General features: G+C 61.9%; 16 protein-coding genes. 2 read left to right on the top strand and 14 right to left on the bottom strand.

From position 1 onward, the window contains the following. Positions 1–90: 90 nt before the first annotated feature. The 9 genes from ACWKWE_RS11745 to ACWKWE_RS11705 form a co-directional block, all read right to left on the bottom strand. Entirely contained in the window at positions 91–747 is a 657-nt protein-coding gene (locus ACWKWE_RS11745) for a glutathione binding-like protein (RefSeq protein ID WP_483850611.1), read from the bottom strand. Continuing rightward, positions 744–1,340 carry a cysteine dioxygenase family protein gene (locus ACWKWE_RS11740; RefSeq protein ID WP_166594894.1) on the bottom strand — a complete coding sequence of 199 codons (597 nt, stop codon included), beginning with the start codon at positions 1,338–1,340 and terminating at the stop codon, positions 744–746. Before ACWKWE_RS11740 ends, ACWKWE_RS11745 begins: the two co-directional genes overlap by 4 nt. Positions 1,341–1,383: 43 nt before the next feature. Next, positions 1,384–2,223, bottom strand: coding sequence for an amino acid ABC transporter ATP-binding protein (locus ACWKWE_RS11735; RefSeq protein WP_483850610.1), 840 nt, complete (start codon positions 2,221–2,223; stop codon positions 1,384–1,386). Then, entirely contained in the window at positions 2,210–2,998 is a 789-nt protein-coding gene (locus tag ACWKWE_RS11730) for an amino acid ABC transporter permease (RefSeq protein ID WP_483850609.1), read from the bottom strand. The genes ACWKWE_RS11735 and ACWKWE_RS11730 overlap by 14 nt, the downstream gene beginning before the upstream one ends. Then, positions 2,988–3,740 (bottom strand): amino acid ABC transporter permease, encoded by a 753-nt coding sequence (locus tag ACWKWE_RS11725; RefSeq protein ID WP_166594891.1) that lies wholly within the window; start codon positions 3,738–3,740, stop codon positions 2,988–2,990. Before ACWKWE_RS11725 ends, ACWKWE_RS11730 begins: the two co-directional genes overlap by 11 nt. Next, entirely contained in the window at positions 3,737–4,954 is a 1,218-nt protein-coding gene (locus ACWKWE_RS11720) for an aminotransferase class I/II-fold pyridoxal phosphate-dependent enzyme (protein WP_483850608.1), read from the bottom strand. Before ACWKWE_RS11720 ends, ACWKWE_RS11725 begins: the two co-directional genes overlap by 4 nt. Beyond that, positions 4,951–6,390 (bottom strand): FAD-binding oxidoreductase, encoded by a 1,440-nt coding sequence (locus ACWKWE_RS11715; protein ID WP_483850607.1) that lies wholly within the window; start codon positions 6,388–6,390, stop codon positions 4,951–4,953. Before ACWKWE_RS11715 ends, ACWKWE_RS11720 begins: the two co-directional genes overlap by 4 nt. A 12-nt stretch (positions 6,391–6,402) precedes the next feature. Beyond that, positions 6,403–7,197 (bottom strand): transporter substrate-binding domain-containing protein, encoded by a 795-nt coding sequence (locus ACWKWE_RS11710; RefSeq protein ID WP_483850962.1) that lies wholly within the window; start codon positions 7,195–7,197, stop codon positions 6,403–6,405. A gap of 80 nt (positions 7,198–7,277) precedes the next feature. Continuing rightward, a complete protein-coding gene (locus ACWKWE_RS11705; protein ID WP_483850606.1) occupies positions 7,278–8,120 on the bottom strand; it encodes a transporter substrate-binding domain-containing protein in 843 nt (280 codons plus the stop codon). A gap of 295 nt (positions 8,121–8,415) precedes the next feature. Here ACWKWE_RS11705 and ACWKWE_RS11700 point away from each other — a divergent pair, with 295 nt between their 5' ends. Then, positions 8,416–9,270, top strand: a complete 855-nt coding sequence (locus tag ACWKWE_RS11700) for a LysR substrate-binding domain-containing protein (protein WP_166594886.1) — start codon at positions 8,416–8,418, stop codon at positions 9,268–9,270. 166 nt (positions 9,271–9,436) lie between these two features. Here the strand turns inward: ACWKWE_RS11700 and ACWKWE_RS11695 are convergent, their stop codons facing one another. The 3 genes from ACWKWE_RS11695 to ACWKWE_RS11685 all read right to left on the bottom strand — a co-directional run bounded on the left by ACWKWE_RS11695 (position 9,437) and on the right by ACWKWE_RS11685 (position 11,964). Continuing rightward, entirely contained in the window at positions 9,437–10,162 is a 726-nt protein-coding gene (locus ACWKWE_RS11695) for an alpha/beta hydrolase (protein WP_166594885.1), read from the bottom strand. Between the two features lie 142 nt (positions 10,163–10,304). Then, positions 10,305–11,177: an SDR family oxidoreductase gene (locus tag ACWKWE_RS11690; protein WP_483850605.1), complete on the bottom strand. Its 873-nt coding sequence runs from the start codon at positions 11,175–11,177 to the stop codon at positions 10,305–10,307. Between the two features lie 34 nt (positions 11,178–11,211). After that, positions 11,212–11,964, bottom strand: a complete 753-nt coding sequence (locus ACWKWE_RS11685) for an SDR family NAD(P)-dependent oxidoreductase (RefSeq protein ID WP_483850604.1) — start codon at positions 11,962–11,964, stop codon at positions 11,212–11,214. 104 nt (positions 11,965–12,068) lie between these two features. On the opposite strand from ACWKWE_RS11685, the gene ACWKWE_RS11680 reads away from it, so the two are divergent. Continuing rightward, a complete protein-coding gene (locus ACWKWE_RS11680; RefSeq protein ID WP_483850603.1) occupies positions 12,069–12,662 on the top strand; it encodes a TetR/AcrR family transcriptional regulator in 594 nt (197 codons plus the stop codon). A 322-nt stretch (positions 12,663–12,984) separates the two neighbouring features. On the opposite strand, the gene ACWKWE_RS11675 is transcribed toward ACWKWE_RS11680, so the two are convergent. Together ACWKWE_RS11675 and ACWKWE_RS11670 are read right to left on the bottom strand one after the other, a co-directional pair. Next, on the bottom strand, positions 12,985–14,310 hold the full coding sequence (locus ACWKWE_RS11675) for an LLM class flavin-dependent oxidoreductase (RefSeq protein WP_483850602.1): 1,326 nt from the start codon (positions 14,308–14,310) through the stop codon (positions 12,985–12,987). Between the two features lie 15 nt (positions 14,311–14,325). Then, entirely contained in the window at positions 14,326–15,273 is a 948-nt protein-coding gene (locus ACWKWE_RS11670; RefSeq protein ID WP_483850601.1) for an aliphatic sulfonate ABC transporter substrate-binding protein, read from the bottom strand. Positions 15,274–15,306 lie beyond the last annotated feature (33 nt).

Below are 15,306 nucleotides of genomic sequence, written 5' to 3'. Positions count from 1 at the left end.
CCGTGTCAGATGAGCCGAATTCAACAGATTTACGACGACTTCGTCGCCGGTCGCGGGACAAGCCACGCACCTACAGGGACAGGGGTGGGGTTACTGCAACACCAACGACTTCTCGCCCGCCGCCACTTCCCGGCCCTTCTCGTACGCACGTTGTACGGCTGGTCGGGCCTTGATGCGTTCGCGCCAGGCATGGATGTTCGGGTAATCCGCCAGGTCCTGGCCCTGACGCAGCGGCTGAATCCACGGGAAGATCGCGATGTCGGCAATCGAATAATCACCCGCCACATACGGCACTTCACCCAGGCGTTCTTCCAGCACGCCATACAACCGCGCGGCTTCAGCGCCAAGCAGGTCGAGGGCGAATGGAATCGGCTCCGGCGCCTTTTCCCTGAACACCTGCCACTGGCTCAGGTACGGCGTGACATGCCCCACCTGCCAGAACAGCCACTCCTGCACGCGCTGGCGCTCGGCGGTGCCTTCTGGCGGCAGAAAACGCCCGGCCTTATTCGCCAGATAATTGAGAATAGCCCCGGATTCGAAGAGGCTCAGCGGCTCGCCCGCGGACACAGGAGAATGATCGACAATCGCCGGAATCCGCCCGTTGGCGCTGATCTTCTGGAAGAAATCCTGCTTCTGCTCGCCGGTGCGAATGTTGATGGGCAACAGTCGATATTCTTGCCCGAGCTCTTCGAGGAGAATGCCGACTTTCAGGCCGTTGCCGGTGGGCCAGTAGTAGAGGTCGATCATGCGAAGGCCTTGATGGACGGCGCCATTTGCGAAGCGTTGTAGTTGAGAACCTTGCCTTCGGTGTTGACGCCGTAACGCCCGTTCAGCGACTCCAGCGGACGGCCGTACAGGTGGAAATGCAGGGTCGGGGTTTCGCCGTCGACTTTGATGCCGTGCAGGTCCTCGCCGAGGAAGCTGATCGACGTGCCCGGTTGCACCACGACTTCCTTTTCCAGCTCCAGCCTGGCGAACGTCGGGTCACTGCCATCGTCGGTGCGGGCCCAGACGTAGTTGATCTCCTGACCCTGCACCGCCACGATCACCGCCCAGGTTTCGTGGTTGTGCGGCAACGTGCTTTTGCCCGGCAGCAGCGAGTTCATATAGAGCGTCGGGGTCTCGCCGTCGTCGTTCAGGCGATAACGAAACGCAGTGTCGCCCTCCCCCGGAACCGGCGCCGGGAAGGTGTCGAAGTTGAACAGGTCGTGACGTTCGGCCAGGCCTTCCAGCAGGCTGACGATTTCTTTCAGCGCTGCGCGGTCCACGCCGCGTTGGTGAATGACGCGGATTTTCTGAAGGAAATCTTCGATCACGGGGCTGCGAGTTTCGATGCTCATCAGGTGCTCCTTTTATTAGTCATTGATCGCCAGTCGCGGCCCGTCAAACCGACAGGCTGTACCGGCTGATATTGCTCAATAGAAACGGGTCGCCGCTGGCCACCGGACGACGTCCAGCATCGCCCAGGGCGTGGCGCAAAAAGGTCTGGGTGCGCTCGCTGGTGGGGCGCTGGAAAATCTGTTCGGCGCTGCCGTGCTCGACGATCAGGCCGTTTTCGGTGAAATACACCACGTCGCTGATGTCCTCGGCGAAGCGCATCTCGTGGGTCACCAGCACGCAGGTCATGCCTTCTTCGGTCAGCTCGCGAATCACCGTCAACACTTCGCCCACGGTTTCCGGGTCCAGCGCCGAGGTCACTTCATCAAAGAGGATCAGCTCGGGCCGCATCGCCAGTGCGCGGGCGATCGCCACCCGCTGCTGCTGGCCGCCGGACAACTGCCCCGGATACGCATCGGCCTTGTGTTCCATGCGCACCTTGGTGAGCAAGGCGCGGGCTTCTTTCTCGGCGTCCACCGAATTGCGCCCCAGCACCTTGCGCGGCGCGATGACGAGGTTTTCCAGCACCGACAAGTGCGGGAACAGGTTGTACTGCTGAAACACGAACCCCACGCGCTTGCGCAATTGGATGCGCTGCGCCTCGTTGGCCAGCGTGTGCACCTCGGTGTCGCCCACGCGAATCGTGCCGCGCTGGGGCTGCAACAGGCCGGTGATACAACGCAGGATCGTCGACTTGCCCGAGCCCGACGGGCCGATGATCGACACCGCCTGGCCGCGCTGCACGTCGAGGTCGATGCCCTTGAGCACGCGGTTGCTGCCGAACGACAGATGAATGTCGCGCAAGCTGATCAGGGGTTGCTCGGCGCGCGTTTCAGGAGAAGGCATAACGTCGCTCCAGGAATTGAGTGAGTCGGGAAATCGGGTAGCAATAGGTGAAAAACAGCGCCAGCACACTGAAGTAAATCAGTACCGTAAAGCCCGTGCGGTTGACCGTATTGCTGGCGATCTGCGCGGTGTCGATCAGGTCATGCACCCCCACCAACGAGGCCAGCGCGGTGCCCATGGTGATCACCGCGTAGAGGTTCATCCACGGCGGCAGCATGCGCTTGAAGCACTGCGGCAGGATGATCGAACGGAAGATTTGCCCACGGGTGAACGCCAGCGAACGCGAGGCTTCCCACTGGGTGCTGGGGATCGAGCCGATGGCCCCGCGAAAGATTTCCGCGACGTTGGCGCTGGCGGGCAACGCCAGGCCGATGGTGACTTTCACCCAGTCGGGAAAGCCGATCCACGATTTGCCAATGTGCAGCTCGAACGGAAAGACGTAGGTGGTGAAATAGATCAGCACCAGCCACGGCGCGTTGCGAAACACCTGCACCCAGATTCGCGCAGGGAGCCGCGTGATCCACAGCGGCGACACGCCCAGCGCGCCGATCAACAGGCCCAATACCGAGCCGATGGCAATGGCCAACAGGCTGATCAGAATGTTCTGCCCGAAGCCCACGGCCAGTGCGGGCGACCACTCGTAAAGCGCCGCGAACACCGGGCTTTTCGGCGCACCAAAGACCAGAAACGCCAACAGTGCAGCAACGATAACAAGCGTGCCCGGATGACGCCGGGGCCAGGACAGCGGCAGGGTCGCGGACGATTCAATGGCCATAACCGGGCATCCTCAATTTGGCTTCGAGGGCGCGGCCCACACAGTTGACGATGAAGCTGAGCAGGCCGAAAAACGTCAGCAGCAGGATCATCAGTTCCAGCACGTTGTCGCTCTGAGTCCAGATCATGATCGAGGCGTACGTGATGTCGCCCACGGCGATGGCCGAGGCCACGGCGGTCATCTTCACCAGGTCGATCAGGTTGTTGATCAGCGACGGCAAAGCGAAGCGCAGGGCCAGCGGCAGTTGTACATTCCACAGCAGTTGACGGCTGCTGAAGGCCAGGGAACTCGCCGCTTCCAGCGTCACGGCAGGCACCGCTTCGATCCCGGCGCGCAGGGCCTCGGCATGAAACGCGCCCTTGTGCAGCGAGATCACGATCACCACCCAGGCGAACGGCGTCAGCGGGTTCGCCGCACCCACGGCCTGGGTCAAGAGCATGTTCAACACCAGGAACGCGCAGTACAGCTGCACCAGTGTCGGCGTGTTGCGGGTGACTTCGATGAACACCCGCGCAGGCTTGGCGAGATAGGGCTTGCCGCTGGTCAGCATGGCCGCCAGCCCGACGCCGGCCAGCAGGCTGCCGACGATGGTGAACAGGCACAGCAACACGGTCGTCAGCGCGCCGTTGACCATCGAACCGCGCTGATACGCGTCCAGCAGAAAGCTGTAGTTCAGGCCAAACCTGGCCGTCCACTGCACGAAGCCTGTTAGCCATTCATCGGGGGCCAACCAATGACTCATGCCAGCGCCTCGACACGCAGCTGTGCGCAGGCATCGGCAATCCGCCGCCCGGCCTCGATGACGCTGCTGGTGGCGGTCGCGATGGACAGGCGGAACCACGGCGACAAGCCATACGCGCTGCCCGCCACACCTGCGACGCCCTGTTCCAGCAGGTAATCCACCACGTCGCCGTCATCGTTCAGGCGCTGACCATCGGGGCGAATGCGCCCCAGCAAACCGGTACAGCGCACGAACACGAAGAAGCCGCCTTCCGGCGTGAGCACGTCCAGCCCGTCCACCTCGCTCAGCGTCGCGATCAAGAGATCACGACGCTGCTGATAGGCCTGAACCTGCTCCGGCAGAAACGCCAGCCCGCCTTCGAATGCCGCCAGCGCAGCCGCCTGGCCGACCGACGAGGCGCCGGAGGTCGATTGCGACTGAATCACCGTCATGGCGCTGGTCAGTTCCTTGGGACCGGCACCAAAGCCGATGCGCCAGCCGGTCATGGCGTAGGTCTTTGAAACCCCGCCCACCAGCAAGGCACGGGATTGCAGATCGGGCGCGACGTTGAGCAGACTCAGCGGCGGATTGCCGTCGAAGCGAATGTGTTCGTACAGCTCATCCAGCAGCACCAGCACCTGGGGATGACGGCGCAGCACCTCGGCCAGCGCCAGCAGTTCCGCCTCGCTGTACACCGCGCCACTGGGGTTGCCGGGGCCGTTGAGAATCAGCCAACGGGTGCGCGCATTGATGCCGTTTTCCAGCTGTTGCGGGGTCAGTTTGCAGCCTTGTTCAAGGCCGCATTCGATGAACACCGGCTCGCCACCGTTGACCCGCACGATGTCCGGAAACGACGGCCAGTAAGGCACCGAGACCAGCACTTCATCGCCGTCATCGAGGGTCGAGGCGAAAGCGTTGAAGATGATCTGTTTAGCGCCGTTGCCGACCACAATCGAGGGCAGTGCGTAGTCGAGACGGTTCTCCCGCTGAAGTTTGCGCTGGATTGCCTCACGCAGTGTCTTCACGCCGGGGGTCGGCGTGTACTTGGTGGCGCCGCCGTCGATGGCTTTGTAGGCGGCCTGTTTGATGTGCTCGGGCGTGTCGAAATCCGGCTCGCCGGTGGTCAGGTCGAGGATGTCGCGACCGGCATCACGCAGCTCGGTGGCGCGGGATTTGGCGGCGGCGTTGGCAGACAGGGAAACGCGCTGCACGCGTCGGGACAGACGAACGCTCATGAAGGATTACTCTCGCTGTCGATGGGGATCAGAACCTTGCCCGGGTTGAGCAAATGGAGGGGGTCGAGGGCCTGCTTGATGCGGCGCATCAGGTCCAGTTCGACGCGGCTTTTGTAACGCGGCAGCATCGCTCGCTTGCGTTGGCCAATGCCGTGCTCGGCGCTGATCGAGCCGCCGAAGGCGTGGGCGCTGTCGTGCACCAGTTCGCTCAGTTCGGCGTAACGCGCCATGTGCGCCTCGACCGTGGAGTTCAAGGGGTGGGCGACGTTGTAATGCAGGTTGCCGTCGCCCAGATGGCCGAAGGTGAAGTTGCGCACGCCAGGAAAATGCTGTTGCAGCAAGGCGTCGGTGTGCTCGACGAACTCAACGATGCGCGAGATCGGGATCGAGATGTCGTGCTTCATGTTGCGACCGGCCCGACGTTGCGCATCGCTCATGTTCTCGCGCAGCAGCCACAACGCCTCGCTTTGGGCCAGGCTTTCAGCGATCAGCGCATCGGCCAGCAGCCCTTCTTCGAAGGCGCTGCCCAACACCTCTTCAAACGCCTGACGCGCATGGGCTTCACTGTGGTTATCCGACAGCTCCAGCAAGGCGAACCAGGGCTGCGGCGCATCGACGAAGGCTTGCGGGCCGTCGGGGAACTGCTCGCGCAACAGCGTCAGGCAATCGGCGGTCAGCAATTCGAACGCCGTCAGGCTTGCGCCAAAACCGGCACGGGCGTGAGAGAGAAAACTCACCGCCTGAGCCAGTGAATCGAACGCCAGAAACGCTGTGGTCTGGGCCTTGGGCAGCGGGAACAGTTTCAGGGTCGCAGCAGTAATGATGCCGAGTGTGCCTTCGCTGCCGATGTACAGATCGCGCAGGTCATAGCCGGTGTTGTCCTTGCGCAGACCGCGCAGGCCGTTCCAGATTTCGCCCTCGGCGGTCACCACTTCCAGGCCCAGGGTCAGCTCGCGGGTGTTGCCGTAGCGCAGCACCGCCGTGCCGCCCGCGTTGGTGCCCAGGTTGCCGCCGAGGGTGCAACTGCCCTCCGCGCCGAGGCTCAACGGGAACAACCGCCCGGCCTTGCGCGCCACGTCCTGAACGTTTTGCAGAATGCAGCCTGCCTCGACCGTCAAGGTGTCATTATCCGTGTCGACCTCACGTACGCGATTGAGCCGGTCAAGAAGCAGCAGCACCGAACGGCCACTGGCGTCGGGCGTTGCAGCGCCCATCAGCCCGGTGTTGCCGCCCTGCACCACAATCGGCGCTGTATGGGCGACACAGGCCCGCACCACCGCCGCCACTTCTTCGGTATTGGCCGGGCGCACCACGGCCAGTGCCTTGCCGACGTACGTGCCCTGTTTGTCGGTCAGTTGCGTGGTCGAGTCGGTGCCCGCCTGCACGTAGTCGGCGCCGATCAGTCTTTGCAAGGTCTGGAACAGGTCGCTGCTCATGGCAAGCCTCGGTTATTGCGCAGCCAGTGGCGCGGCATTGCGGAATTGCTCATGCATGTCGCGCAGGGCTTGAGACGGGGCCATGCCGGTGCGTTGACCGACGTCGATCAGCCAGCCGCTGCGGTGCCAGTCGCGGATGATCGCGTCGATTTTCGCCTGGGTGTCGTGCTCGCCCTTGCGCACCCAGATCACCGATTTCGACGGGATCAGGTCGTTGGCAAGCGGGATGTTGTAATCGGCCCATTCCGGGTCATCCAGCAGCGCGTGCATGGTGGGGCTGACGTGAACGGCAGCGACGCAACCTTTGCCGCGCAGGGACAGCAGCGATTCGGACTGGCTGCGGAACGCCTTGATTTCGGCGCCGTAGGTTTCCTGCAACGGCTTGATGAAGTTGCTGCCTTGGGACACGCAGACCGGCTTGCCCTTGAGGTCTTCCCACGTGGCGATGCCCGCGCCTTTGCGGATCAGCGCGGCGCCGCCGACTTCTTCGTACGGCGTCGGGGCGTAGTCGAGAATCCCGGCGCGCTCGTCGGTGTACTGCATGTTGGCGATCAGGATGTCGACCTTGCCCTGCTGCAAGAACTGCACGCGGTTGGGCGCCAGGACGGACACCGTTTCCAGGTCCACGCCCAGCTTCTGAGCGATGCCCTTGGCCAGCTCGACGTTATAGCCCAGGTGTTCACCGGTTTTCGGGTCGATGGTGCCGAACGGCGGGCCGCTGAGGATCACGCCGATGCTGATTTTGTGGCGCTGCTGGATCTTGTCCAGCGTCGCATCGGCGTGGGCCAGGGTGGCCGCCATCGCCATGCCGATCGAGAGGCCGAGGGCGGTCAGGGTTTTGCCGAAAGTACGCGTGCTCATAACCAATGCCTTGAAAGGGGAACGACTCAGGCGCCTGTGGCCTGGAACTTGTCATGCAGCTCGACCAGTGCTGGCGAGGCCGGGGTGATGTGGTGGCGCTTCTCGCCTTCGATCAGCCAGCCCGTGCGGTGCCAGCCTTTGACGAGGGTGTCGAGTTTGGCTTGGGTGTCGGTCTCGCCAGGGCGGGTCCAGATCACTGACGGGGCCGGGTTCAACTCCGGGGCGATGGCGCGGTAGTCCTTCCATTCAGGGCTGTCGGCGATCAGCGGGTTGATCAGCGTGGCGTCGTGCACGGCGGCGACGCAATTGTTGCCGCGCAGGGCCAGCAGGGATTCGGACGAGCTTTTGAACGCTTTGAGCTCAGCGCCGTATTCGGTCAGCGGCTTGACGTAGCTGCTGCCTTGAGAAGTGCAGACCGGCTGGCCCTTGAGGTCTTCCCAGCGGGTGATCATGCTGTCTTTGAGCACCGCAGCGGTGCCGCCAACGCGGTAGAACGGCGTTGGCACGAAACCGAGTTGCTGGCCGCGCTCGACGGTCCATTCCATGTTGGCGATCAGCAAATCGACCTTGCCCTGCTGCAGAAACTGCACGCGGTTGGCAGGCAGCACCGGCACCAGCTTGACCTCAACGCCCAGTTGACGGCCAATGTCTTCGGCCATGTCGACGTTCAGGCCCTTGGGTTTCTGGTTACTCGGATCAATGGAGCCGAACGGGCCGCCCGACAGCAATACCCCGACCACCACCCGGTGGCGCTGCTCGATCTTGTCCAGCGTGGCGTCGGCCTGAGCGACAAAACTGGCGCCGAGGGCGGCGACCGCACCGACGAACAAGGGAAGCAAACGGGTAATGGGCGAGCGCGTGTACGGCATGGATGTCCCCTCAAGATGGTCAGCGGCTGGGCACTTGTGTCAGCGCCTCGTCATGGGCTGCATCCTAGGGAGGGGAATGCCACAACGGAAATGCAAATATCAAATATGGTTATAACTTTCTGGTTTAGCCGGTTAAATCAAAACGGCATAAGTGCGGTTTTATTGGGCTTATCGGAAATTTTTTACAGGAAGGCTTTTTAAAACCATAAAAATCCGTAATGTATTACGCACTTCGATTGATGTAACACGACGCCCACACGGGTGACCGCACTTCGACCCGATCACGAGATGCCCGATGTCCGACACCCTCGATCTCGAACTGCTGCGCACTTTCGTCGCGGTGGTCGATCACCACAGCTTCGCCGGGGCCGGTGCGCAGTTGTCGCGCACGCAGTCGTCGGTGACCCAACACATGCAACGGCTGGAGCAGCAGATCGGCGTCAGTCTGTTTCAGAAGCAGGGTCGGCAAAAGCAACTGACCGAACCCGGTCGCCAGTTGCTTCGTCATGCCCGGCAGATGCTCTCGCTCAACGACGACGCGCTCAATTCACTGCGTGAAAGCAGCCTTAGCGGCGTGCTGCGCATCGGCTCGCCCCACGACATTGCCGACACGATCTTGCCGCCGATCCTCAGCCACATCGCCCGTTCCGCGCCGAAACTGCGGCTGGAAATCGACGTGGGCCGCAGCCCGTTTCTGATGGACGACTTGCATCGCGGCAAAGTGGACATGGTGATCTCGACCCGCGAAGATCCCGCTCTGGAAGGCTTTGCGCTCAGGACTTCGCCGGTGTGGTGGATCTGTTCGGCGCAGTACCAGCATGTGCCGAGCGAGCCGATTCCGCTGATTCTGGTGGATGAGCCGAGCATCTATCGGCGTTACGCCATCGAGGCGCTGGAACGGGCGAACATCGCGTGGCGACAGGCGTACCTGGCGTCGAATCTGATCGGCATCAAGGCCGCAACCCGAGCAGGACTGGGGGTGACGGCGCGCAGCATGGAAATGCTCGGCCCGGACATGCGTGTGCTGGGGGAAGCCGACGGGCTGCCGAGAATGCCCGACGTGACGTATCACCTGTGGATTCGGCCCAACACCGTGAACCCGCTGGCGCGGCGGGCCTATGAGTTGATTCGGGGGAGTCAGGGGTTGTAGCTAAATTATCCACAGCGTGCCTGTAGGAGTGAGCTTGCTCGCGATGGCTGAGTGTCTGACACATCAACTGTGACTGACTGTACGCCATCTCGAGCAAGCTCACTCCTACAGGTAGCATGCAATTCAAGATCGCCACCGCCGGCAAGCCGTGCTGCTACAGATGTCATCAATGGGCGGTCAACACCCCCTCAATCCACCGTTTCAAATCCGCCACCTCAGCCGAGGTGATGGTGTGCCCTGCCCCGGCGTAGGCATGAAACTCCGGATTGATCAGCAGATTCTCCAGCACCGTCTGCGCTTCAGTGGCGCCCGAGTACGGCACGCGGGTGTCGGCAGCGCCATGGCCGATGAACACTTTCAGCGGCTTGAGGCGGTCGTCGGGTTTGAGTCGTGCATTGAGTGCGGAAAGTATCTTGCCGCTCAACGGCGCGATGCCCCGCACCAGTTCAGGGTGTTGCAAGCCGATTTGATAACTCATCATCGCGCCCTGGCTGAAGCCCACCAAAATCACTTTGTTGGGCTGGGTACCGTATTTTTCGGTCGCCTGCTCGATGAATGTCCTGAGGGAATCGGTGCTCTTGTCCACTTCGCTGGTCACGCCTTCGTACTCGGCCTGATCAGTGTCCTGGGTAAACCACTTGTAGCCACCGCCATCCACTTCCCCCGGCGCGCGCACTGACAGGTAGGTGTAGTCCGCCGACAGGTCGTCCTTGATCCCGAACAGGTCGCGTTCGTCGCTACCGTAGCCGTGCAGGAAGATGATCAGGGGTTTGTCTTTGGAATCGGCGGGGGCCGCTGCGAGATACGGCAGGGCCAGGTCGGTGAGCAACGCGGGTTCGGCATGGGCGAAGCCTGTGAACACACAGAGCAGCGCGGCGAAAAACTTCATCATTGAAAACGGGCCCTTTCAGAAAAACGTCGGGCCCATCATACGCAGCATGATCAAGATGTCAGCCCGTCATCGACGGGGAGAAGCTGTCGGGTTGCTGTCTGAACGGCAAATCCCTGTGGAATTCAGGCTGAGAAACAGGGCGTCAGTTCACGCCATACGCGGCGCGCAGGTATTCCCGGTAGCCCACAGGCTTGCGCCCGATCAGACGCTCCAGATCGCCGCTCACCTCCGCGAACTCACCGTGAGCCACGGCCATTTCCCACTGCGCCTGAAACTCGGCGACCGCAGGCGGAAGACCCGCGTCGATCAGATCGGCCACGAACTGATCGGCTGACACCGGCGAATAAACCACCGGCTCATCGTGAAGCGCCGACAACTCCATGGCTATCTCACGAAAGGACACGGCTTCGGAGGCGCCCAGGGTGTAGATCGCGTTCTCATGTCCCGCCTGAGTCAGCACAACCGCGTTGGCCTCGGCCAGGTCCCCGCGAGTCACCAGTGCGCCTTTGCCTTCGCCCTCGACAACGTGCACGCCCTTGTTCAGCACGTCTTCTCCCAACAAAAAGCCCAGCGCTTCGAAATACAGCCCGTTACGCAAAATCGTGTAGTTCAGGCCGCTGTCCTTCAGCGCTTGCTCAGTCGCGATGTCAGATTCGGTGACGCCGTCGATGTTGAACGACGATCCGGGCTTGCGCTGGATGGAGGTGTAGACCACGTGCCTGACGCCCGCTGCTTTCGCGGCCTCGATCACATTCACATGCTGGGCAAGGCGGTCGGTGAACGCCACCGCAGAGACCAACAGCAGCGCATCGATGCCCTGGAATGCCGACAGCAGCGAGGCGCGGTCCTGATAATCGCCCTGGCGCACTTCGACGCCCTGATCCCGCAGATGGGCCGCCCTGGAACCGTCCCGCACCAGCGCAACCACCTGCTCAGCGCTGACCCTGTGCAACAAGGCCTGCACCGTCAAACCGCCCAAAGCCCCGGTAGCGCCGGTGACCAATATCTTGCTCATGAGAGAACGCCTGTGAGTGAACGAAGGAATGACGTCATATCTGGCCCCAACCACCGTCGACCGGGATGTCCGCACCGTTGATGTAGCTGGCACCGTCCGAGGCGAGGAACAGCGCGACCTTGGCGATTTCGTCCGGCTGCCCGACGCGACCGGCAGGAATCAGCGAGCCGAAGTGTTCGAACATCGCCTTCGCTCCGGCAGCATCTGGCGCCGCACCGGCAAGGCCCGGGGTTTCGATGGCGCCGGGGCTGATGGCGTTGACGCGAATATGACGATCCTTGAGGTCCATCATCCAGCTACGCGCCAGGTTTCGAATGGCGGCCTTGGTCGCCGCGTACAGGCTGTTACCGGCCATGCCTTTGCTCGCCACGACCGAGGAGGTCAGCAGGATCACGCCGCCATCGACCAACAGCGGCAAGGCTTTTTGCACGGTGAAGACCAGGCCTTTGACATTGATGTCGAAGAGCCGGTCTGCCGAACCTTCGGTGATTTCGCCCAATGCGCCGCGTTCGAGAATCCCCGCGTTGGCGAACACCACGTCGAGCTTGCCCTTGCGCGATTTGATCTCGGCAAACACGCGATCCAGATCGCCGAGCTTCGAAGAGTCTGCCTGCACGGCCACCACGTCGCCGCCGATTTCGGCCACTGCCTTGTCCAGTTCTTCCTGACGCCGTCCGGTAATGAACACGCTGGCGCCCTCCCCCACGAAACGCTTGGCAGTCGCCAGCCCCAGACCGGAACTGCCGCCAGTAATGATTGCCACCTTGCCTGCCATTGATTGACTCATGCTGCACCTCGTCGTCGTAATGTAGTGATCGATAAATTACGAGGGCTTTGCATTCAGGGTCAAGCTTTAAATAGAATGATCGCTAAATTACAGGAGGCTCTCTAATGGCCAGACCGCGAAAATTCGACGAACACGAGGTGCTGGATCGGGCCATGGAGGTGTTCTGGCAACTGGGCTACGACGGCGCCTCGATGGCTGAGTTGACCAAGGCGATGAACCTGAACGCGCCCAGCATTTATTTTGCGTTCGGCAGCAAACGCGGGCTGTTCGATGCGGTGCTCGAACACTACGACCTGCATCGCGAGCATTACCGGGACAGCATCCTCGACGCAGCGACGGCGCGGGAAGCGGCTGAACGGTTTCTGTTCGGCGGGATCGAGTGGCTGACCGCCAGCGACGAGCCGCCAGGGTGTTTGCTGGTACAGGCCGGACTGGCCACCAGCGCAGCCAGCGACATTCCGGCCACGCTGGCCTGTCGCCGGGGTCGCATCGTGGCGTTCATGAGTGAGCGCTTCGAACAGGGCCAGCTCAAGGGCAATCTGTCGAAGGAGGCAGATGTACAGGGGCTGGCGCGTTACATGCTGATGATCTTCAACGGGCTGTGCGTGCAGGCCGCTGCCGGCAGTCCTCGGGAAGAACTGGAAGCCGACGCCCGACGCGCGATGATGGGCTGGCCAGATCAGCCTGTCGTGCACTGATCCGGTTTCGCTTTGAGTGACCTTTTTGTGTCAAGTCGCCAGTCGGCTCAACAGCATTCAAAAACTGTAGGAGCGAAATCATTCGCGAATCGGTGGAACAGCCGATACATCTCCGGCGCCTCACCCATCTTTCGCGAATGAATTCGCTCCTACAGTTTGAACGCGTCACGCCTCCGAATCAGCGGCGCAAAGGGACCTCTGTAGGAGCGAATTCATTCGCGAATCATTGGGTCAGCCGATACATCTCTGTCGCCTGACCCACCTTTCGCGAATGAATTCGCTCCTACAGTTGAGGGTTGCATCATCAGGGAGACTTCAGACCTCAATCCTCCAGCGCGGGGAGCCCCAGATGTTCACGCAACGTCGAACCTTCATAGGCCGTGCGGAACAGGCCCTTGCGCTGCAAATGCGGGATCACGCTTTCGACGAATTCACTGAATGACCCTGGCAGGTAGGCCGGAGAAATCACGAAGCCGTCGCAGCCGCCCTGGGTAAACATCTCGGCCAGTTGATCGGCGATCTGCGCACCGGTGCCTACCAGTTGCGGCACCCGCACGCTGCTGGCGAAGATTCGGCCCAGTTCTTCGAGGGTGGTGTCGGCGCCCTGCATCAGCAGTTTTTCCGCCGCTGCCGGGTGAATCGAGGGCGCTTTGGCGATTTCCGCCAGGGTGGCCGACAGCGGAAACGGCGACAGGTCGACGTTCAACTGCGACGCGAGGGTCACCAGCCCCAGTTCCGGCCGCGCCAACGCATTGTGTTTGTCGCGCTTGGCCCGTGCTTCGGCCTCGGTGCCGCCAATGAACGGCATCACCGCCGTCAGCACCTTGCAGCTGTCGGCGCTGCGCCCCTGCTGCACGACTTGCCCGCGCACGTCTTCGCGGAACGCCTGCATGGCCTTGAGGTGCGGATGGATGGTGAAAATCGCCTCGGCCCAACGGGCGCCGAACCGACGTCCTCGCCCCGACGACCCCGCCTGAATCAGCACGGGCCGCCCTTGAGGTGTGCGCGGAATATTCAGCGGGCCTTCGACCTTAAACCACTCGCCGTGATGCTGCACTGACGTAATTTTGTCCGGGTCGGCTAACACGCCGTTTTCCCTGTCCAGCTTCAACGCACCCGGTGCCCAACTGCGCCAGAGCTTCAGCGCGACCTCCACGAACTCGTCGGCACGGTCGTAGCGCAGGTCGTGTTCCAAGTGCTTGTCCTTGCCGAACAAGCGCCCTTCGCTGTCGTTCATCGAGGTCACGATGTTCCACGCCGCCCGGCCTTTGGACAGGTGATCGAGGGTCGCGAACTCACGGGCGATGTGCGCCGGTTCGAAGTAAGTGGTCGAACGCGTGGCGCCCAAGCCCAGCTTGCTCGTCTGCCCGACCAGATAAGACAGGATTGGCAGCGGGTCGAGACGCGTGGCGTCCTGCGCACCATAGCGCAATGCCAGGTCGCGCGACCCGCCCATCTGATCGCCCACGGCCAGCCGGTCGGCAAAGAACAGGAAGTCGAACAGCCCCTCTTCCACGACGCGGGCGGTGCGTGCGTAGTACTCGGGATCGAGGTAATTACCAATGGTTTCCGGATGACGCCATGCCGCATGGCTGTGAATGACCGGCCCGGTCAGCAGGAACGCAGAGAGGTGAATGTGGCGACTCATGAACGCGCTCCTGTCTTATTCGGACTTGGCTTTCGGAACCCACACCGCGATGTCGGAAATCTTCAGCGGTTTCGGAATCAATTTGGCTTCGTAGTAGTAATCGGCGATGCGCTGCTGCTCGGCCAGTTGGTCGATCTTGACGGGCACGATGTCGTAACTGCGGCGGCTGTTGGCCAGTTCCACGGTTTCCGTCGGGATGTTGCCCCACAGCGGCGCGAGGTTTTTCGCGGCTTCCTGCGGATGGCCTTTGACCCACTGCCCGGCGTCGTGAAGCGTGTCGAACACCACTTGCAACACCTCCGGATGAGCCTTGGCAAAACTCGTATTGGCGACATAAAAACGGTTGTAGTTGGCGACATCGTGGGTCCCGTCGGCGAGCACCCGAACATGGTGTTCACGTTGTTGCGTCGCCAGGAACGGGTCCCAGATGGCCCACGCATCGACGTTGCCGCTGGAGAATGCCGCCACGCCATCCGGCGCTTCCAGGTAGACCGGCTTGATATCCGCCAGGGTCAAACCGGCTTTCTTCAACGCCGAGATCAGCAGAAAATTACTGCCCGACCCTTTCGAAACCGCCACGCTTTTGCCCTTCAGGTCAGCGACGCTATGAATCGGCGAACTGTCCTGAACGATGATTGCCTGCGCAGTCGGCGAAGGATTCTCACGCGCGTAATAGGTCAACGGTGTGTTCGCCGCTTGCGTGAACAAGGCGAAGGCATCGGCGACGTCGGCGTGCAGATCGACACTCCCCGCGTTCATCGCGCTCAACAACCCGCTGCTGAACTCATGCCAGTTGACGGTAAAGCCCAGCGGCTTGAGGCGCTGTTCGAGCTGGCCGTCATTCTTCAGTAACAGCCAGAGTGTCGAGGAACGCTGGTAGCCGATGCTGATGACTTGATCGGCATGGGCTGTGACAGTCGCCAGCAGCAAAGCGGCGGCAACGAAAAGTTTGCGAACGGACATGGCGATCCTTGGGAGGGCGGTGATCGGGACGCT

Source organism: Pseudomonas salicis, from assembly GCF_057128705.1.
This window is presented reverse-complemented; position numbering and strand designations above follow the sequence as displayed.